The organism is Nocardia tengchongensis (genome assembly GCF_054781395.1).
Map to the genome: position 1 here is coordinate 820,958 of NZ_BAAGUM010000006.1, position 18,532 is coordinate 839,489.

Annotated in this window: 17 protein-coding genes and 1 pseudogene; 7 read left to right on the top strand and 11 right to left on the bottom strand. The window is 69.2% G+C overall.

Translation table 11 applies throughout. The annotated features are described in order from the left end of the window. Window positions 1-3: 3 nt before the first annotated feature. Entirely contained in the window at window positions 4-327 is a 324-nt protein-coding gene (gene fdxA, locus ACYVKL_RS14845) for a ferredoxin (protein ID WP_379163507.1), read from the bottom strand. A gap of 131 nt (window positions 328-458) precedes the next feature. After that, a pseudogene (gene cofG / locus ACYVKL_RS14850) lies at window positions 459-1,784 on the bottom strand (7,8-didemethyl-8-hydroxy-5-deazariboflavin synthase CofG); the annotation flags it as partial. 176 nt (window positions 1,785-1,960) lie between these two features. Here cofG and ACYVKL_RS14855 point away from each other — a divergent pair. The 3 genes from ACYVKL_RS14855 (at window position 1,961) to ACYVKL_RS14865 (ending at window position 5,806) form a co-directional block, all read left to right on the top strand. Further along, window positions 1,961-3,454: a hypothetical protein gene (locus ACYVKL_RS14855; protein ID WP_246598387.1), complete on the top strand. Its 1,494-nt coding sequence runs from the start codon at window positions 1,961-1,963 to the stop codon at window positions 3,452-3,454. An 88-nt stretch (window positions 3,455-3,542) separates the two neighbouring features. Further along, entirely contained in the window at window positions 3,543-4,049 is a 507-nt protein-coding gene (locus tag ACYVKL_RS14860; protein WP_246598386.1) for a PH domain-containing protein, read from the top strand. Between the two features lie 2 nt (window positions 4,050-4,051). Beyond that, window positions 4,052-5,806, top strand: coding sequence for a PH domain-containing protein (locus ACYVKL_RS14865; protein WP_379165740.1), 1,755 nt, complete (start codon window positions 4,052-4,054; stop codon window positions 5,804-5,806). Between the two features lie 6 nt (window positions 5,807-5,812). On the opposite strand, the gene ACYVKL_RS14870 is transcribed toward ACYVKL_RS14865, so the two are convergent. The 6 genes from ACYVKL_RS14870 to typA all read right to left on the bottom strand — a co-directional run bounded on the left by ACYVKL_RS14870 (window position 5,813) and on the right by typA (window position 12,674). Beyond that, window positions 5,813-7,153 carry an FAD-binding oxidoreductase gene (locus ACYVKL_RS14870; protein WP_379163510.1) on the bottom strand — a complete coding sequence of 447 codons (1,341 nt, stop codon included), beginning with the start codon at window positions 7,151-7,153 and terminating at the stop codon, window positions 5,813-5,815. 46 nt (window positions 7,154-7,199) lie between these two features. After that, a complete protein-coding gene (locus ACYVKL_RS14875) occupies window positions 7,200-7,697 on the bottom strand; it encodes a hypothetical protein (protein WP_246598385.1) in 498 nt (165 codons plus the stop codon). Beyond that, window positions 7,694-7,852, bottom strand: a complete 159-nt coding sequence (locus tag ACYVKL_RS14880; RefSeq protein ID WP_167333469.1) for a hypothetical protein — start codon at window positions 7,850-7,852, stop codon at window positions 7,694-7,696. The genes ACYVKL_RS14875 and ACYVKL_RS14880 overlap by 4 nt, the downstream gene beginning before the upstream one ends. A gap of 12 nt (window positions 7,853-7,864) precedes the next feature. Continuing rightward, on the bottom strand, window positions 7,865-8,755 hold the full coding sequence (gene mshB / locus ACYVKL_RS14885; protein ID WP_213559609.1) for an N-acetyl-1-D-myo-inositol-2-amino-2-deoxy-alpha-D-glucopyranoside deacetylase: 891 nt from the start codon (window positions 8,753-8,755) through the stop codon (window positions 7,865-7,867). Further along, a complete protein-coding gene (locus tag ACYVKL_RS14890) occupies window positions 8,752-10,512 on the bottom strand; it encodes an ABC transporter family substrate-binding protein (protein WP_379163514.1) in 1,761 nt (586 codons plus the stop codon). The genes mshB and ACYVKL_RS14890 overlap by 4 nt, the downstream gene beginning before the upstream one ends. Window positions 10,513-10,778: 266 nt before the next feature. Then, window positions 10,779-12,674, bottom strand: coding sequence for a translational GTPase TypA (gene typA / locus ACYVKL_RS14895; RefSeq protein ID WP_379163517.1), 1,896 nt, complete (start codon window positions 12,672-12,674; stop codon window positions 10,779-10,781). Between the two features lie 169 nt (window positions 12,675-12,843). Here typA and ACYVKL_RS14900 point away from each other — a divergent pair, with 169 nt between their 5' ends. Then, window positions 12,844-13,020 carry a hypothetical protein gene (locus ACYVKL_RS14900; protein ID WP_213559606.1) on the top strand — a complete coding sequence of 59 codons (177 nt, stop codon included), beginning with the start codon at window positions 12,844-12,846 and terminating at the stop codon, window positions 13,018-13,020. A 20-nt stretch (window positions 13,021-13,040) separates the two neighbouring features. Continuing rightward, window positions 13,041-13,334: a 4a-hydroxytetrahydrobiopterin dehydratase gene (locus ACYVKL_RS14905; RefSeq protein WP_379163521.1), complete on the top strand. Its 294-nt coding sequence runs from the start codon at window positions 13,041-13,043 to the stop codon at window positions 13,332-13,334. Here the strand turns inward: ACYVKL_RS14905 and ACYVKL_RS14910 are convergent. Both ACYVKL_RS14910 and ACYVKL_RS14915 read right to left on the bottom strand, forming a co-directional pair. Then, complete coding sequence (locus ACYVKL_RS14910) at window positions 13,276-14,496, bottom strand: mannosyltransferase (RefSeq protein ID WP_379163524.1); 1,221 nt, start codon at window positions 14,494-14,496, stop codon at window positions 13,276-13,278. The two genes, ACYVKL_RS14905 and ACYVKL_RS14910, sit on opposite strands and share 59 nt — an antisense overlap. A 174-nt stretch (window positions 14,497-14,670) precedes the next feature. Then, entirely contained in the window at window positions 14,671-15,876 is a 1,206-nt protein-coding gene (locus tag ACYVKL_RS14915; RefSeq protein ID WP_379165741.1) for a mannosyltransferase, read from the bottom strand. A 329-nt stretch (window positions 15,877-16,205) separates the two neighbouring features. On the opposite strand from ACYVKL_RS14915, the gene ACYVKL_RS14920 reads away from it, so the two are divergent. Together ACYVKL_RS14920 and ACYVKL_RS14925 are read left to right on the top strand one after the other, a co-directional pair. Beyond that, window positions 16,206-16,991, top strand: a complete 786-nt coding sequence (locus ACYVKL_RS14920) for an Rv1157c family protein (protein WP_213559604.1) — start codon at window positions 16,206-16,208, stop codon at window positions 16,989-16,991. A 107-nt stretch (window positions 16,992-17,098) separates the two neighbouring features. Then, window positions 17,099-17,464: a hypothetical protein gene (locus ACYVKL_RS14925; protein WP_379163527.1), complete on the top strand. Its 366-nt coding sequence runs from the start codon at window positions 17,099-17,101 to the stop codon at window positions 17,462-17,464. 61 nt (window positions 17,465-17,525) lie between these two features. On the opposite strand, the gene ACYVKL_RS14930 is transcribed toward ACYVKL_RS14925, so the two are convergent. Continuing rightward, a complete protein-coding gene (locus ACYVKL_RS14930) occupies window positions 17,526-18,251 on the bottom strand; it encodes a DUF1906 domain-containing protein (RefSeq protein WP_379163530.1) in 726 nt (241 codons plus the stop codon). Window positions 18,252-18,532 lie beyond the last annotated feature (281 nt).

Below are 18,532 nucleotides of genomic sequence, written 5' to 3' on the forward strand. Positions count from 1 at the left end.
TGCCTACTCTCCGGCCATGGGCGGCAGCGCGGCGATGAACGGCGGGTCGAAGTCGACCTTGCCGACCTTGGCGGCGCCGCCCGGGGAACCCAGGTCGTCGAAGAACTCGACGTTGGCGTTCACGTAGCCGCTCCACTGATCCGGGGTGTCGTCTTCGTAGAAGATGGCCTCCACCGGGCAGACCGGCTCACACGCACCACAGTCAACGCACTCGTCGGGTTGGATGTACAGCATGCGGCCACCCTCGTAGATGCAGTCCACGGGGCATTCCTCGATGCACGCCTTGTCCTTCACGTCAACGCACGGTTCAGCGATGATGTACGGCACTGCCGCTCTCCTAGTCTGTCCACACCTGAGGGAAATCTCCGCCCGGCGAAACCCTATCCCGGCCAGCCAACATTACTCTTGCCAAGCCTGCCCTAACTTCCGGCTGCCACCTCAGCGGCCCGACCGGGCTCACCGATCTCCTCCCAGTCCTGCCACGGCAGGCCCTTCGGATGCACGTCGGCGGCCAGCCCGGTCACCGGATCCAGCAGCGCGGCAACATGGTCGGCGATGCGCGGATCGATCCAGGGCTCCCCCGCCAGCGCGTACCGCGGATGGGCGGTGATGCGCTCGGTCAGTACATACCCGCAGTCGGCGGTGATCCGGGCCAGGGTGTCCAGGTTCGGCCAGGGCCGTTCCGGGTTCACGTGGTCGGGGGTCAACGGCGACACCCCGCCCCAATCGTCGATGCCCGCCCCCAGCAGCGCCCGGCACTCCTCCAGCGACACCAGGTTCGGCGGGGCCTGGATGCGCATCTCCGGGCCCATCACCAACCGGGTCACCGCGATGGCGGCGCGGAACTCCTCCATCCCCGCATCCGGGCTGTGCCGCATGGCGGTGTCCTGCTTGGCCAGGAAGTTCTGCACGATCACCTCCTGCACGTGCCCGAAAGCCTTGTGCACCTGGTGAATCGCCATGATCGACTCGGCGCGCTCGACGATGGTCTCCCCGATGCCCACCAGAATGCCGGTGGTGAACGGCACCGACAGCTGCCCGGCGTCGTGCAGGGCGCGCAACCGCACCGCCGGATCCTTGTCCGGCGAACCGTAGTGCGCCTGACCGGGTTCGGTGAACAGCCGCGTCGAGGTGGTCTCCAGCATCATGCCCATCGACGGCGACACCGGCTTGAGCCGCGCCAGCTCCTGCGCGCTCATCACGCCCGGATTCAGGTGCGGCAGCAGACCGGTCTCCTCCAGCACCCGGATCGCCATGGCGCGGATGTAGTCCAGGGTGGAGTCGTAGCCGCGCTCGTCGAGCCACTGCCGGGCCTCGGGCCAGCGCTCCTCGGGACGGTCACCGAGGGTGAAAAGCGCTTCCTTGCAACCGAGTTCGGCGCCCTGCCGGGCGACCTCCACGATCTCCCAGGGCTCCATGTACATGCCCTTGCCCTGCGCGCGCAGCTTGCCGGGCACGGTGACGAAGGTGCAGTAGTGACAGCGGTCGCGGCACAGGTGAGTGATCGGGATGAACACCTTGCGCGAGTAGGTGATCGGCAGGGTCTCGCCCGCGTACCCGGACGCCCGCAGCCCGGCGTCGCGCACCCGCGCGGCGGACGCGCACAGCTCCACGAGGTCGGCGCCGCGCGCGTGCAGCAGCACCACCGCCTCGTCGAGTTCGAGCGCCGCACCGTCCCGGGCCCGGCGCAGCGCGCTCCGCATGGCCGGGGCGTCCGGCGGCGCCGACTCCCGGGGCGGGCTCGGCAGGCTCGGGTTGGGTAGATCCGTCACGTCCTCGATCATGCGCCATCCATCCCGCTGATCCGACTCGGGTGCCATGCAACGACGCAACCAGCGACCGGGCCGGGGTTATTCCGATGCAATTACTTGCATCCTCGAGTACATCTATTCAAACCTCGGTACCGATGGCTATAGCCTCGCGGGCGACTACTTCCCAGCAGAAAAAGGGAGAGATCCTCGTGCTCGCGCAAATCCGACGTGCCGCCGTCGTCGCCGGCCTCGGCGCCACCGCCCTGCTCACCATCGCCACCAGTACCGCGTCCGCCTTCGGGCCGGTGCCACCGGCCAATCCGTATCTGGGACCGGTGGGCACCGCGACCATGCACGGCGACTCCGAAGCCTCCGACACCACGCCGCTCCCCGGCGTCGGCACCGGCGGCGTCCACGCCGACTTCCACGAGCAAGCCGCGGCCTGCCCGACCATCCTGCAGGGCGCCGACGGCCTGCCCCAGGCGCTGTGCACGAAGATCACCGACCGCGCGCCCAAGGTGCTGCTGCTCGACCCGAGCAACGGCAACACCCTCGCCAGTCTCGACCTCACCAAGGGCAGCCTGCTCGGCGGCGTCTACGCCTACCTCGACAACCACGACCAGATGGTCACCGTCGACGGCTCGGGCAACCTGCTGCGGATCGGGCACCAGCGCGGCTCCGACGGCAAGTGGTCGCTGTCCATCGCCTCGAAAACCGATGTGACACAGGCGGTCACCGGCCACTGCGGCGGCGGCGACTGTGACGCCGTCAGCTCGGTCTCCCCCGACTATCAGGGCCGGGTGTGGTTCGCCACCGACGGCGCGGCCGCCGGATTCGTCAACACCGACGGCACCGCGCACTCGATCGTGCTCGCCCCCGGCGAGAACGTCGCCAACAGCATCGCCACCGGACCCCAGGGCATGGCCGTCGCCACCGACCACGCGCTCTACCTGCTGAACGTGGACGGTGGCGGCAACCCGCAGATCGTCTGGCGGCAGGCCTACGACCGCGGCCCCGCCCGCAAGCCCGGCCAGCTCAGCTGGGGCACCGGCGCCACCCCGACCTTCTTCGGCCCCGGCGACGGCACCGAATACCTGGCCATCACCGACAACGCGGCCACCAAGGAGAACCTGCTCGTCTACAGCACCGCGACCGGCGCGCCCATCTGCTCGGTGCCCGCCATCGACGGCACCGAGAACTCGCCCATCGGATCCGGCAACAGCGTGTTCGTGGCCAGCACCTACGGCTACCCCTATCCCGCGCTGCCGCCCAACGCCGGCACCAGCCAGCCCGCCAGCGCGCCGGTGTCGGGTGGCATGACCCGCATCGACGTCACCGGGTCCGGTTGCACGGTGGTGTGGACCAACACCGTGCCCTCCTCGGCGGTGCCGCGACTGTCGGTGGCCGACGGCAAGATCTACACGTTCACCCGGCACTCGCTGCTCGGCAGCGGCAGCAGCGCGCTGGGCAGTGGCAGCAGTGCCCTCGGCAGCGGCAGCGCGGGCCTGGGCAGCGGCAGCGCCGGCGTCACCGACAACTACAGCTTCGCGGTGATCGACGCCAACACCGGCAAGGTCGACTCCGAGCAATTCGTCGGCGCGACCACGGTCAACGACACCCTCGAAATGGTCGGCACCATCGCCCCCGGCCGCATCCAGTACCAGGGCACCACCACCGGGCTCTACCGGATCACGCCCAAGTAGCGGGCCCGGCCGCGGCGGCGGAACCGAGCGTCCGGTTCTCGGACTCGACAACCGCCTCCGCGGCCCGATTCATGCAAGCATGGGCGTCATGTCCCAGCCCCTCGCTCCCGGCGGCCTGCTGGCCGACCCGGCCCGGCGGCCCAGCCCCCGCGCCAAACTGCTGTGGGCGCTGAGCGCCGCCCTGTCCTGGGTGGTGCCGATCCTCGGGGTCGGGATCTGGGCGCTGTTCGACACGCACCGGCGCGGGTTACAGGGGCTGGTACTCGGAATCGTGCTCCTCGCAGCGGTTTTCAGCATCGTGGTGGTCCCGCTGTGGCGGTACGCGGTGCACCGGTGGGAGATCACCGACGAGGCCGTCTACACCCGCACCGGGTGGTTCACCCAGGAGAGCCGGGTCGCGCCGATCACCCGGGTACAGACGGTCGACACCTACCGCGGCCCCCTCGAGCGGGTGCTCGGACTGGCCACCGTCACCGTCACCACCGCCTCCTCGGCAGGAGCTGTGCACATCAGCGCGCTCGCGCTGGCCGACGCCCGGGACACCGTCACCCAGCTGACCGCCATCGCCGCCCGGCACCGGGGAGACGCCACGTGAGCATGCCGCCGCACCAGGATCCGAACAGCTACTCGGATTCCTATCCGACGGAACAGCTTTCGCCGCTCCCGGGGGCCGCCGCAGCGGCCGGCGAGACCTGGCAGCGCCTCGACAAACGGATGCTGCTGGTGCACCCGGTCACCGAACTCATCCGATTCATTCCGGTACTGATCGCCACCCTGGTCGCCGGGGCACGCGCCGACAACCCGCTGTGGAGCCTCACCGTCGTCGCGGTCATCGTGGCCATCGCGCTCACCCGCTGGTTCACCACCACCTACCGCATCACCGGCGACCAGGTGGAACTGCGCACCGGACTGATCCAGCGCAAACGACTGTCGGTGCCGCGCAACCGGGTTCGCTCGGTGGACGTGGAAGCCGACCTGCTGCACCGGGCGCTCGGACTGGCGGTGCTGTCCATCGGCACCGGGCAGCACGTCGACAAGCGGGAACAGTTCAAACTGGATTCCCTGGACGCGAAACTGGTGCCGCAGCTGCGGACCGCGCTGCTCGCCCACACCCGCGGGGGCGCCGAAGCCGCCGACGCACCGGCGATCACGCCCGAAACGGCCGCGCCCGGTGCGACACCGGACCGCCCGGCCGTGGAAATCGCACGCTGGCAACCGGATTGGGTGCGCTACGCCCCGCTCTCGCTGACCGGCTTCGCGATCGTCGCCCCGGTCGTGGGTCTGGCGTTCCAGTACGGCTTCGCGCAGATCTTCCTGAAGTCCGGCACGGTCCAGGACGTCGGCCACCGCAGCGCGGGCGTCATCGCCGGCGTGATCGCCCTGCTCGTGGTGCTGCTCGTGGTCGTGGTCAGCGTGGCCGCCTGCGCCCGCTACCTGATGACCTGGTTCGGCCTGCAGGTCCTCGACGACGGCAAGACCCTCACCATCCGGCACGGCCTGTTCACCACCCGCCAGACCACCCTCGACCTGGCCCGCCTGCGCGGCGCCACCGTCAACGAGCCACTGCTGCTGCGCCTGGCCCGCGCCGCCGAGCTCGAGGCCATCATGACCGGCACCAGCCCGCGCCAGAAGATCCTGCCGCAGGCCCCGCGCACCGCCGTCCACGCGACCCTCGCCCACCTGCTGGGGACCGCCCGGGCCCAGCCTCCCGCAGGCCCGCCGACCCATACCCCCTCCACCGCACCGTTACCGGTTGCAGCGCAACATATCTCCGCCGCCCCCGCCCCGGTGCCGGGCCCGGTCCCCGCACCCGGCACCGGGGCGGATGCCGCAGCCGCCGCGACCTCGAACGGCATGCTGCCCCCGGCACTGGTCACCGTGCCGCTGCGCCCGCACGGGCCGGCGGCGCACCGCCGCCGTTACTCTCGCGCGCTGGGTCCGCTCGCGGCCGCGGCGGTGGTCATGCTCGCCATTTCCCTTGCGGGAGGCCATATCCCGACTTGGCTGTGGGTCGTGCTGGTGGTCGCGGTACCGTTCGCCGTCGCCCTGGCGTGGGATCGCTATCGCGGCCTCGGCCACGCCGTGCTGCCCGCCGCCGACGGCAATCCGGCCTGGCTCATCACCCGCAGCGGCTGCCTGGACCGGGACCGCGACTGCCTCGAAGCGCCCGGCGTGATCGGCTGGACCGTGCGCCAGACCTTCTTCCAGCGCCGCGCGGGCGTCGCCACCGTGGTGGCGGCCTCGGCGGCGGGCAAGAAGCGGTACCACGTCATCGACCTGCCACTGGCTCAGGCGTGGGAGCTCATCGAGGCCGTCACGCCGGGACAGCTCGGGGTCCCGGCCGGCCGGTGAGCAGGGTCAGCCCAGCACCGGGTAGTTGGCGCGAATCACGTTGTGCGGGTCGCGGTCTCGCTTGACGGCGCGGAGGCGGTCCAGGGTCGCCGGGTCGAAGGCCGCGGCCGCCGACTCGCCCGGAGCCAGGAACGTGAACGGCTTGCTCCCGCTGATCTGACCGCCCAGCTGCGTGCCGAACGTGTCCAGCTTGGCGTGCACCGCGTCACGCAGCTGCGGCAGCCCCAGGCCCAGCAGGTAGACGAGATAGCCCTCGCCGAGCGGGCCGCGCGCACCCGCCGCGGGCCCGGCCAGCGCGCCGCCCAGGTGCCGCACCTGGATATTGGCCAGTGGCGCAACGGATTCGCCGAGCAGGATCTTCTCCGCCTCCGGGGTCAGCGCGGGCAGCAGTTCGGTGCGGCCGATGGCCGGGCTGGGATCGGTCGGCTCGGAGGTGATGTCGCCGATGTCCGCGACCGACAACGCCCCGCGCTGGTCCGCGACCGCGCCCCCGATCCGGTCCAGCACCGACACCAGCTCCGCGCCCGCGCCGGGGTCACCCAGATAGGCGACATCGAGGGCCACCATCTCCGGCGACTGCGGGAACTGGAAACGCTGGAACCACACCGACAACTCGTCGGGCGCATCGGAAGTCAACGCGCGGAACGCATCCCACACTTCCGGCAGCCGCTCGGCCGGCCACATGACGCGGCCGCCGTACAGCGCCGGCATCGGGAACAGCTCGAACTCGAGGCCGGTCAGCACGGCGAAATCGCCACCGCCGCCGGACAATGCCCAGAACAGGTCCGGATCGCTGTCTGCGGTCACCCGCGCCGGGCGACCGTCGGCGTCCACGATCTCGAAGGCGCGCACCGCGTTCGACGCCCACCCGAACTTGCGGGCGAACCAGCCCGCGCCGCCGCCCAGCGTGTAGCCGGTCACCCCGACCACCGGATTGCTGCCCGCCAGACCGGTCAGCCCGTGCTCGGCCGCGGCCGCCTGCACCCGGCCCCACTGCACGCCCGCGCCGACCCGCGCCACCCGCGCGACCGGATCGATCTCGACCCGGTCCAGCGCACCGGTGCGCACCAGGATCGCGTTCTCCACCCCGCCCGCGGCGCCGTGCCCGGTCGGCTGGGTCACCACCGGGCATCCGGCCGCGCGCGCGTGCCGCAGCACCGCGGCCACATCCTCGGCGTCGGCGACCTCGGCCACGGCGGCCACCGGCTGGGTCACCGCCAGGCTCCACGGCCGCGCGACCCGATCGAAGTCCGCGTCACCGGATTCCAGCACACGGCCCCGGACGGTGTTGCGCAGTGCGTCGAATCCCATGGTGTTCCCTCGTTCCTGATCGTGAGTGCGAGTCATGAGAACGACGAGACAGCACGGCGAAGTGTGACAGAGCCGCGAAGAATCAGGCTCCGGCGGCGGCCAGGCGCGCGGTCGCGCGGTAATAGAGGTACATGCCGGCGGGCAACAGTCCGCAGATCAGCAGCAGCATGGTCGGCCAGTCGCCCATCAGCAGCGCGTAGCCGCTCGGGCTGAAACCGGCGCAGATCAGGAAGCCCAACGCCCACACCAGGATCGGCAGCGCCATCACACCGATCCGTTTGGTCGCCACGCCCATGCCCATCACCAGCAGCACGTTCACGACCGCGGCCACCAAAGCCGCGATCGGCACCGGGATCGCGCCCGAGGTCATGCTCGACGCCAGCGAACCCGCCGCCTGCACCGGCGCGGGCTCCGGAATCTTGGCCTGCCCGGCGTAGATGGGCAGGAAGAGCACTTCGAGGCCGAGCGTGATCACCGCGTCGATCAGCAGCAACCCGGCGATCACCGCATTGAGTGCGGTACGGCCGGGTCGCGCGCCGAGCACCGGGTCACCCGAGCGGGCTCCGACGGCCGCCGTCACGGCACCGGCGGGAAACCGAGCAGCGTCAGCAGGTGACTCTGCATGTCCACGAAGCCGTACAGCACCGACAGGTACAGCTCGTGCTGCCACTCGAAGTAAGGGCGCTGGCTCTCGACGAACGCCGCGATCGCGTTCTGGAGGTCCCAGTTGTACATAGCCTCAGTCTCTCATTCCAGCCCGCCGAAGAGATCATGTTCCCGACCGTCGGGGCCGAGCGGGCCGCGCTCGCCCCGCACCAGAATGTAGTGCTCCTCCGGCAGCACCGGCTGGGCGACGTCGTTCGACAGCGCGAAATCCCGCCCCGAGGGGGCCACCGTCACCTGGGTGGCGTGCGCCCGCAGCGCCGCCCGCTTGGCCGCCAGCACATCCGACACGTCCACCGTGGTGGTCACCGATTCCGCCGGGACACAAGCCAATTCGCCATCGTGTGGCAGCCGCCAGCCCCGTGGCAGCGCACCCGGCAGCTGATCCACGGTGCGGCGCTTCAATGCCTCGGTGTGCATCGCCAGCACGGAGGCGTCGGTGACCGTCCAGTACACCTTCGGAACCGTCCAACCCCAATCCGAGGCGGCGTCCACCGCGGCCATCGTGATCTCGTGCGCGCGAATGTGATCGGGATGCCCGTACCCGCCGCGCGGGTCGTAGCCGATCACCACCCGCGGCCGCAGCTCCAGCAACACCTGCACCAGCGCGTCCGACGCCGCGTTCCCGGAGTTCACGAAGGCCCGCGGATTGCGTGCCGACGGCGTACCGGCCATGCCGGAGTCCCGCCAGCGGCCCGCGCCGCCCAGGAAATGCGGTGCGTCCACATCCAATTCGTTCAGGGCCCTGGACAGTTCGGCGATCCGGTAACCGCCCAGCTGATCGGCCGACCCGGCCACCAGGTGCGCGTACTCGTCCCCGATGACCTCACCCTCCTCGCCGAGCGTGCAGGTCACCACTGTGACCGGGACGCCGCGCCGGCGATAGTGGGCGATGGTGCCGCCGGTGGTGATGGACTCGTCGTCGGGGTGCGCGTGCACCAGCAGCAGCCCGTGTCGCGCGGAATCGTGGGTCACGGCAGCCTCCGCCAATTGGCGGCATCCGCGAAGATGCCGGTCTGGATGGCACCGCTCAGCGAGGCCCCGTCCACGCGCGGGCCCGCGGCGGCCACCTGGGTGTCCTGCACGATGGGCAGCACGGTCGCCAGCTCCCACAGCCGGGGCTCGGTCTCGGCGATCACCTTGCCCGGGTCGATGCCGCGCAGCGCGGCGTCGATGCCCGGCTGCAAGCCCGGATCACAGACCCCCGACAGATTCGACGGCGACTTCTTCGCGCCGTCCGCCACGGTGGTGTCACCGTTGTCACCCGGCGGGGCCACCGGCGCGCACCCATACCGCGAGGCCAGCACGGTCGCCGGATCCTCGCCGGTGCGCTCCCAGCCGACCACCGCGTCGATCCCGGCCTCGGTCAGTTCCTTGCCGTACAGCTGCGCGGCCGTGACGCTGCGCACGATGACATCGATTCCGGCACTGCGCAATTGGTCCGCCGCGGTATTGGCCACCGCCAGCGTCGTGGTGTCGCCGTCCACCGCGCCCAGGCGCACCGTCAGCGACTTGCCGTTCTTGGCCAGCGGCCGCGGCTGCGGCGCGGGCGAGGTCGCCGACGGCACCGCGGGCGTCTCGGCGGCCCGGGCGAACCCGGCCTCGGCCAGCAACCCGAAGGCCTCCTCCTGCGGCATCCGTGGCGGCTGCGTCGCCGCGTACCCCGGATCCGACGGCGAAAGCACCTGCGCCCGAACCGGTTCCACCCAGCTGCCGGTCTGCGCGCCGACCGTGGCCAGCAACACCGGATCCAGCAGCGCCAGCACCGCGCGCCGCACCCGCACATCGGCCAGATCCCCGCCGCGGCCGTTGAGCACCAGCGACATCTCCCGCGACTGCGCCATCACCGCCGTGCGCACCGACGGGATCGCCGCCAGCTGCGCCTGCAACGCCACCCCGCCGTGCACCAGCGCCATCTGCGCGTCCCCGACCCGCAGCGACTCGGCCACCTGCGCGGGAGTTCCGCCGCGCCGCAACAGGATCTGATCCGGCACCGCGGGCTGACCCCAGTAGCGGTCATTGCGTTCGAGCAGGATCTCCTCGCGGCCGCGATCGGCCTGCTTGATCCGGAACTGGCCGCCCGAGATCCGGATGGTGTCGACCAGGCCCTGCTCGAAACCGCTGTCCTTCACCAGATGCTGGGGCAGCAGATCGGTGAACAGTTGCCGCCACGCGGGATACGGCTGGGTCAGGGTGACGGTCACGGTCTTGCCGCCCGCCGAGGAACTGACATCCGAGATCAACCGATAGCCGGCCGGATCCACCGTGCCCGGCTGCGTGATCATCTGCTGCCACAGGTATTTGAAGTCCTCGGCGGCGATCGGAGCGCCGTCGGACCAGGACGCCTCGTTCTTGATCTGGTAGGTGATCGTGAACGGATCCTGCGCGCTCACGTCCGCCGACACCATCAGCGCCGGATTCAGATTCCAGTCGGTCCCGCCCGGCACCCCCGGCGTCGGCGCGGCCTTGAACGGACTCGGCAACACCATGGACGCCACCGCCGCCGTCGCCGGCGACTGCTGCGAGCGCAGATGCGGATTGAACCCGATCCCGATGTCGTCGACCGCCACCACGACCGAGTTCTTCCCGGGCTTGGCGGGCTGCGTCTTGGGAGAGTCCGTGGACTCGATGGGCGGCGGCGGATTCGCGGTGCAGCCGGTCGCGACCGCCAGCAGGGTCGCCACCATCACAAGCACCGCGCGCAACGATGCGCGCTTCCGGCCCCCGGTCATCACGTTCGGCACTCTATATCCAATTTGCCCTCCGCTTCGCTCCGGGCGGTTCGCGGCCCTCGTAACCCCGGTCTTCCCTCCTCCGCTCCTCCGCTTCGCTCCCCCGCTCCGTCAGTCCAGACCGGGGCGGGCCGCGAACACCGGGGTGCGGTTGACCAGCGGTGGGGCCTTCGGATTGTGGGTCAGCACATCATCGCGGTACGCCGGAGGCCGACGGCAAGCCTCTGTGAAGCTTGCGGTCGGCCCCCGGCGTGGCGATTCTAGAGCTACTGGGCAGCCCGGTCCCGCGCCTTGCGGCGGGAGATCTCACGCTGACGGTCGGTGGCACTCAGGGTGACCTTGCGCACACGCACGATCTCCGGGGTGACCTCGACGCACTCGTCGTCCGTGCAGAACTCCATCGCCGACTCCAGCTCCAGCTGCAGCGGCTTGGCCAGGGTCTCGAACACGTCGGCGGTGGCGGACCGCATGTTGGTCAGCTTCTTCTCGCGGGTGACGTTGACGTCGAGGTCCTCGGACCGCGGGTTGATGCCGACCACGTGGCCCTCGTAGGTGTCCGCGCCCGGCTCCACGAAGAACTGACCGCGGTCGGCCAGCTGGATCATGGCGAACGGGGTGACCGAGCCGTTGCGGTCGGACACCAGCGAACCGGTGTGGCGGGCGCGGATCTCGCCGGCCCACGGCGCGTAACCGTCGAACACGGCGTTGGCGATGCCGGTGCCGCGGGTCTCGGTGAGGAAGTCGGTGCGGAAACCGATCAGACCGCGCGACGGCACGATGAACTCCATGCGCACCCACCCGGCCGAGTGGTTGCTCATCTGGACCATCTTGCCCTTGCGGGCGGCCAGCAGCTGGGTGACCGCGCCCAGGTACTCGTCGGGGCAGTCGACGGTCAGCTCTTCGAACGGCTCGTGGGTCTTGCCGTCGACGACCTTGGTGACCACCTGCGGCTTGCCGACGGTCAGCTCGAAGCCCTCGCGGCGCATCTGCTCGACCAGGATGGCCAGCGCCAGCTCACCACGACCCTGCACCTCCCAGGCGTCCGGGCGGCCGATGTCGAGCACGCGCAGCGACACATTGCCGACCAGTTCCTGGTCCAGGCGCGACTTCACCATGCGGGCGGTCAGCTTGTGCCCCTGCACCCGGCCGACCAGCGGCGAGGTGTTGGTGCCGATGGTGACCGAGATCGCGGGCTCGTCGACGGTGATGCGCGGCAGCGCGACCGGGTTCTCGACGTCGGCGAGGGTGTCGCCGATCATGATGTCCGGGATGCCCGCGATGGCGACGATGTCGCCGGCCACGGCCTCGTCGCCGGGCTGACGCTCTACGCCGACGGTCTTGAGCAGCTCGGTGATCTTGACGGTCTTGACGCCGTCACCGTGCATCCACGCGACGTTCTGGCCCTTCTTCAGGGTGCCGTTGTGGATGCGCACCAGGCCGATGCGGCCCAGGAACGGGGAGGCGTCGAGGTTGGTGACGTGCGCCTGCAGCGGCTTGGTGGCGTCGCCCTTGGGGGCGGGCACGTACTTCATGAGGATCTCGAAAAGCTCGTCGAGGTTCTCGGAGTCCGGCACGGTGCCGTTGTCGGGGCGCTTGGTGGAAGCGACGCCCGCGCGGCCGGAGGCGTAGACGACCGGCAGGTCCAGGGCCAGCTCGGCGGCCTCGGAGGCCTCGTCGTCGAGGTCGGAGGCCAGGTCCAGCAGCAGGTCGTGGGATTCCTCGACGACCTCTTCGATGCGGGCGTCCGGGCGGTCGGTCTTGTTGACCACCAGGATCACCGGCAGCGAGGCCGCGAGCGCCTTGCGCAGCACGAAGCGGGTCTGCGGCAGCGGACCCTCGGACGCGTCGACGAGCAGCACGACGCCGTCCACCATGGACAGACCGCGCTCGACCTCACCACCGAAGTCGGCGTGGCCGGGGGTGTCGATGACGTTGATTACGGTGACCGATCCGTCGGCGTTATGCCGGTGAACAGCGGTGTTCTTCGCGAGAATGGTGATGCCCTTCTCGCGCTCGAGGTCACCGGAGTCCATCACTCGGTCGACGAGTTCGGCGCGTTCGGCGAACGCACCGGATTGCCGGAGCATGGCGTCGACCAGTGTTGTCTTGCCGTGGTCGACGTGCGCCACGATGGCGACGTTGCGGAACTCGACAGACGACACGTTTGATTCCTCCTGGTGAAAAGTCTGTTGCCGACCCGGATGGGTCTCATGCGTGGGGCTTGCCTACTGAGAGACATGGCGAACTCCACCGGGCATGCGGCGAGCAATATGTTACCGGGCGACCCGGGTCACCTGTTCAATGGGCAGAGGTTAGGTTAAGCTAACCAACATGGGCAAGGTAAAGGCGAAGGACGTCTCGCGTCTCAAGCCGAAGAAGAAATGCTGCCGCAAGAAAACGCGGTGCATGAAATGCCCTGTGGTCATCATGCGGATGCAGAAGGCCGAGGCCAAGGGCTGTTGCGGCAAGGAACTGAAGAAGTACCTCAAAGTCGCACGCGCGGCCTGAATCCGGAGTAGACCGGGATCATGAGACCCGCGTTGCTCTCCGACGACGACATCGCCGAGGCCCTGAAAGACCTGCCCGAATGGTCCCGTACGGGCGACAGCATCACCCGCACCGTCCAGGCCGCCTCATTCCTGGCGGGCATCGAACTGGTGCGCCGGGTGGCGGTCGCGGCCGAGGCCGCCAACCACCACCCGGATATCGATATCCGCTGGCGCCGAGTCACTTTCACGCTCTCGACCCACGACGCCGGCGGCCTCACGCCACTGGATACGGCTCTCGCACGGGAGATCGATCGACTAGAGGCACAGGGCTGAACCGCTTCACCGCGATGATCCAGGCGAACAGCGCCAGCACACCGAGCGCATTCGCCGCGCCCGCCCATGCCAGATAGCCCGGACGCGAGATTTCCCACATATTCGTCTGCACGGTGCCCAGGAACCACGCGATCCCGACAATCGTGTTGAACATCCAATACGCGTACATCAGGCGAGCGCCGGCGGCCTCGCGCAGCGGGCCGTAGCGCAGCCACAGCACCAGCGGGACCAGGCAGATCCAGTGGTGCGACCAGGAGATCGGCGCGGCCAGCAGGCCGAACAGCTGCACGATCAGCAGCGTGCCGAGCCGGTCGTCGGAAGCCAGTGCGCGCCAGGCGAAGAACGCGAACACGGCCGTCACCAGCACGGCCGACTTCCACAGCAGCCCGCCGCCGATGTCGTGACCGGCCAAGCGGCTCAGCGCGCCGCGCAGGGACTGGTTGATCACCGAACCGACCGGCCCGATGCGCTTCGGGTCGCCGATCAATTCGCCGAAGTACTTCTTGGTCTCGTTCGGCGCGAGCAGGTACGTCAGTCCGATGGTCGCCAGGAACGCGCCGACCGACGCGGCGATCGCCAGCCACTGCCGACGGGCTACGAAATACAGCCCGGTCACGGCCGGGGTGAGCTTGATGCCGGCGCCCAGACCGACCCACGCGCCCGCCAGCCACCACCGCGAGCTGCGCGCCGCGGCCATCGCCATGAACACCAGGAAAACATTCACCTGGCCGTAGTCGAGGGTGGACCGCACCGGCTCCAGCCACATGCCGCCCGCGGTCCACGCCACCGCGGCGGTGCGCCAGCGCTGCTCCTGCATGGCGGTCGGGCCCACGATCATCTCGAGCGCGATCCACACGATGCCGAACAACGCGGCCACGGTGGCCAGCAGCCAGCCCACGGCGACCACGCCGAACGGCAGGAAATGCAGCGGATACAACAGCAGCGCCGCGAACGGCGGATACGTGAACGGCAGCGGAAATTGTGGTGACCGACTGGAATCGGTCCATTCGTAGAGGTTCCCGTGGAACAGATTCGCGGCGCCCTCGACGTAGACGTGCAGGTCCACCAGGATCAGATTGCTGGGCCAGAACAGCGCCCACGCCACGCGGGCCAGCACCGAGATGCCGAGGGCGGCGGCAGCCAGCTGGAAACGTCGATTCACAGACGGTCTTTCGGGTCGGATGGGTCACCGACCGGAGTTCACGGCTGGCGATCTACGCAAGTGCGGCGCGACATTGCGGCGCGCGGATAAGGGTAGCTGGACTAATGACTAATTCGCGCACCCAAGAATCGAGGGCATCGCGGGTCCGCCGGCGCGAATTTCACACCGTAGCTATCACATCGCGGGTCGCATGGTCTCCCGCGCACGCGACCCATCGGCCGCGCGATCCGGCCGCGGCCTGCCCGCGAGGATGATCCACCCGAACAGCGCCAGCACACCGATCACGTCCACCGCGCCGAACCAGGACAGGATGCCCGGCCGCGAGATGGTCCAGATCGAATCCTGGAAGAACCCCAGCACCCACGGCACCCCGATGACCGTGACCACCAGCCAGTACCCGGCCAGCACCCGCGCCCCGGCGGCCTCGCGCAGCGGGCCGTAGACCAGCCATAGGATCACCGGGATCAGCCAGATCCAGTGGTGCGACCACGAGATCGGCGACACCATCAGCCCGAACAGCTGCACGATGATCAGCGTGCCGAGCCGGTCGTCGGAATCCAGTGCACGCCACGCGAAGAACGCGAGCACCGCCGTGACCAGCACCGCCGCGATCCACACCGGCCCCGACACCACGTCGTGGCCGAGCAGGCGGCTGAGCGCGCCGCGCAGCGACTGATTGGTCGAGGACCCCACCGGTCCGATCCGCCGGGCATCGCCGAGCAGCTCCCGGAAGTACTTGTTGGTCTCCCCCGGGGTGAGCAGATAGGTCAGCCCGATGGTCCCGAAGAACACCACCGCCGACCAGATCGCCGTCACCCAGCGTTTGCGGGCCGCGAAGTACAGCCCCGTGACCGCCGGGGTCAGCTTGATGCCCGCCGCCACGCCGACCAGCGCGCCCGACACCCACCACCGGGCACTGCGCACCGCGACCATCGCCAGCAGCACCAGGAACACATTGACCTGGCCGTAGTCGAAGGTGGTGCGGACCGGTTCCAGCCACATGGCGACCGCGGTCCACGCCACCGCGGCTGTGCGCCACCGCTGTTCGCGCATGGCCTCGCGGCCCATCAGCATCTCCAACGCGAACCACACCACGCCGAACAGCGCCGCCACGGTGGCCAGCAGCCAGCCGATGGCCACCACGCCGAAGGGCAGGAAGTGCAGCGGATAGAAGACCAGCGCCGCGAACGGCGGATAGGTGAAGGGCAGCGGGAAGTCCGGCGTCTTGCTGGAATCGGTGTAGTCGTAGAGGTTCCCGCCGAACAGATTCGCCGAGCCGTCCACATAGACGTGCAGATCCACGAAGTTCATGCCATTGGGCAGCAACAGCACCCACACGAGACGGGCCAGCACCGAAATACCCAGTGCCGCGGCGGCCATGTGGAAGTGTCGATTCACGGCACGTTCTTTCAGCTCGGGCGGTCACCAGGCGAGTACTCGGCCTGCGGGCCTCACGAATGCGGCATGCGGCCCCGGCCAGCCTAGTCGTAGCGGGAAATGTCACGCCCACCGCGGGCCCGGCTGTAACATTTGCATCACTGGCCCCATCAGTAACACGAATTCTGGTCGCTCGTTCGATAGCGTCAGCTGATCGAGTTCGCCAAGATCACACCGTGGCTGTACAACACGGCAGCCGAATCCCTAGAGTGGCGCGGAGCGATGGGGCTCCATCGCCGCTAGTTGTACCCGAGGTAAGGACGGCTACACCAGTGCTTCGCACCCGAGGAACGCGGTTCACAGTCTCCGCGCTGGCCCTGGCGGCCTGCGCCACCGTTGCCGTGCCGACAGCGGCGGACGCGAAGCCCGCGCCGGCGCCCCTGAGTGCCGTGTCGATTCCGATGATCCCCGAAGGGGTTCCGGTCGACGCCCTGGCCTCGCTGATTCCCGCCATCGTGGGCGCGGCCGCCGGGCCCGCCGATATCGCCGATGCCGGCCCCAAGAACGCCATCCTGGCCCAGGCCAAGCAGCTGCTGGAGACCAGCAACCTGCCGCCGCAGGTGAAGACCACGCTGCTCGCGGTCATCACCTTCCTCGACGGCAGCGGCGGTGGCGGCCCGGACATCCCGAAGGACGGCCCGGTCATCTCGCAGTTCCTGTGGCCGACCATCGGCAAGGGCTGCATCTCCGCCTCCGCCGACTCGGTGGGCACCGCGCTGGCCGTCGCAGGTCCCGCGCAGCTGCCCCCGCCGGGACCCGCGCAGGGTCAGGCCGGTTTCGTGTTCACCGCGCTGGGCACCAAGCGGCCCACCGACCCGCAGCCGGTGCCGATGACCGTGCAGTGGCTGAACCTGGACACCCGCGCCACCGGCACCATGAACCTGACCGACGACGCCAAGATCAACCCGGACGGTCCGGCCACCCTGTCGGCCATCGCCAACACCGGTTCGGGTCGCGTGGTCGCCGTCGTCTCGGGTTCGCTGACCACCCAGTCCGACCCGGAGGCGCAGCCGATCACCTGCTCCTTCCTGCCGACCATCGGCTTCTTCACCGTCTAGTTTCGGCATACGCCGAGAATTCGCCCCCGTCCCCTCCGCGCGAAAGCCCGGAAGCGGCGGGGGCGAAATCGTATGCAGAGCCGGATTCCTGTGGTAGACCGCTAGGTATGGCCGCTGTGACTCACCCTCTGCGGGGACTGCATTCGCGCCGATCGATCCTCTCGATTCGCTCGGAGGGATCGATCCTGTCGATCGGCTCGGCCTATTCGATCCTGTCCATCGGCAGCGTGGGCTCGGTGCTGTCGATCGGGTCGGTGGGCTCGTTCGGCTCTCTCATCTCCTCGGCGTCGTTCGCCAGCCTCGGATCCGCCTTCTCGGGCCTGTCCCGGTTCTCGCTGTTCTCCTGGAACGGCAACGGCGATACCTTCGCCAACGGCTCCGACAACGAACACACCGATCCCCACCTCATGCTCCGGGTCGTCCCCGAAGAACCGGACCTGGTGCGCGACCCCACCTGCCACTGCCAGACCTAACCCACTCCCTGTTCATATTCGTGTCCCGCTGCCATCGGCAGCGGGACACGAGAGTCGGTTATCACCACCACTGGCCGTATTGCGGGGCCAGTACGGAGTTGACGTCCACCGAGATGCCGCCCACCTCGCGCTTGTCGATCTCGAACTGGTGCAGGGTGGCGGCGGGGTGCACGAAACCCTTCGGGGTGCCCCAATTGTGCTGCCAGAAGAACGAACCCAGGCCCGTGTCGCGAATGTTGTCGATGGTCGGCGAGTTGGCGTACACGCCGGTGCGGCCGTGCCCGATGACGGTTTCCCACCCGCGCAGGTAGGGCTCGATCATCGATTCGAAGTCTTCGTCGCTGGGATTGTCGTCGATGGAGGCGTAGATGGGTGCGCTGTCGGGGCCGCCCGCGGCCTTGTGCAGCACCAATCCCCGTGCGGCGTGCTTCAATCCGGCCGCGTAGCCGCCGCGCCAGTCGGCGGTCGGGCCCTTGCCGAACTGGTAGCAGGACACCACGGACAGTCCGGCCGCGCGCAGCGCGTCGACCTCGCGGGCGAGCAGGGGTTTGCCTTCCATCCATTCCGCGCCGGGCCGCCGGTCGGAGACGTAGCGGATGACGCCGAGATGTCCGTCGTCGCTGATGGATTGGGCTGTGGGAACGCCGCCGGCGTAGTCGAGCAGGGTGCCGAGGGATTCCTTGGCGGCGGCGGTGGCGGGCGGCAGGCTCAGTCCGGCGGTGATTCCGGCGGCCAGGGCCGATGCCCCGGAGAGGAAATTCCGTCGATTGACATGGGCAGAACGCATCACGGCTCCTTCACACACTCGCTGGTCGAACTTTCCGATCGAGTGCTGGAGGAGTCTGGCTCTGGATCGGTTCGATCCACCTGCGGCGTACCCGGCGCACCTTCCCCGATGACAACAAGATCATCTGCGCGCCGGGAGCCCCTGAACGTGCCCTCATTTCACCATATTCACATTGGAATCGCCAGACTCATCGAGCACATCGGCACCATATGTCACAGCGATGGAAAACCCGGCACGACCGGCCGGACAGCGAACAAATAGCTATGAATTCGGTGGGCGCC

Coding starts and splice junctions, on each gene's coding strand:
- ACYVKL_RS14860 (WP_246598386.1), top strand. CDS start 3,543: ATGTCCCAGCCCCTCGCTCCCGGCGGCCTGCTGGCCGACCCGGCCCGG.
- ACYVKL_RS14865 (WP_379165740.1), top strand. CDS start 4,052: ATGCCGCCGCACCAGGATCCGAACAGCTACTCGGATTCCTATCCGACG.
- ACYVKL_RS14870 (WP_379163510.1), bottom strand. CDS start 7,153: ATGACTCGCACTCACGATCAGGAACGAGGGAACACCATGGGATTCGAC.
- ACYVKL_RS14880 (WP_167333469.1), bottom strand. CDS start 7,852: ATGTACAACTGGGACCTCCAGAACGCGATCGCGGCGTTCGTCGAGAGC.
- ACYVKL_RS14890 (WP_379163514.1), bottom strand. CDS start 10,512: ATGACCGGGGGCCGGAAGCGCGCATCGTTGCGCGCGGTGCTTGTGATG.
- ACYVKL_RS14900 (WP_213559606.1), top strand. CDS start 12,844: ATGGGCAAGGTAAAGGCGAAGGACGTCTCGCGTCTCAAGCCGAAGAAG.
- ACYVKL_RS14905 (WP_379163521.1), top strand. CDS start 13,041: ATGAGACCCGCGTTGCTCTCCGACGACGACATCGCCGAGGCCCTGAAA.
- ACYVKL_RS14915 (WP_379165741.1), bottom strand. CDS start 15,876: ATGGCCGCCGCGGCACTGGGTATTTCGGTGCTGGCCCGTCTCGTGTGG.
- ACYVKL_RS14925 (WP_379163527.1), top strand. CDS start 17,099: ATGGCCGCTGTGACTCACCCTCTGCGGGGACTGCATTCGCGCCGATCG.
- ACYVKL_RS14930 (WP_379163530.1), bottom strand. CDS start 18,251: ATGCGTTCTGCCCATGTCAATCGACGGAATTTCCTCTCCGGGGCATCG.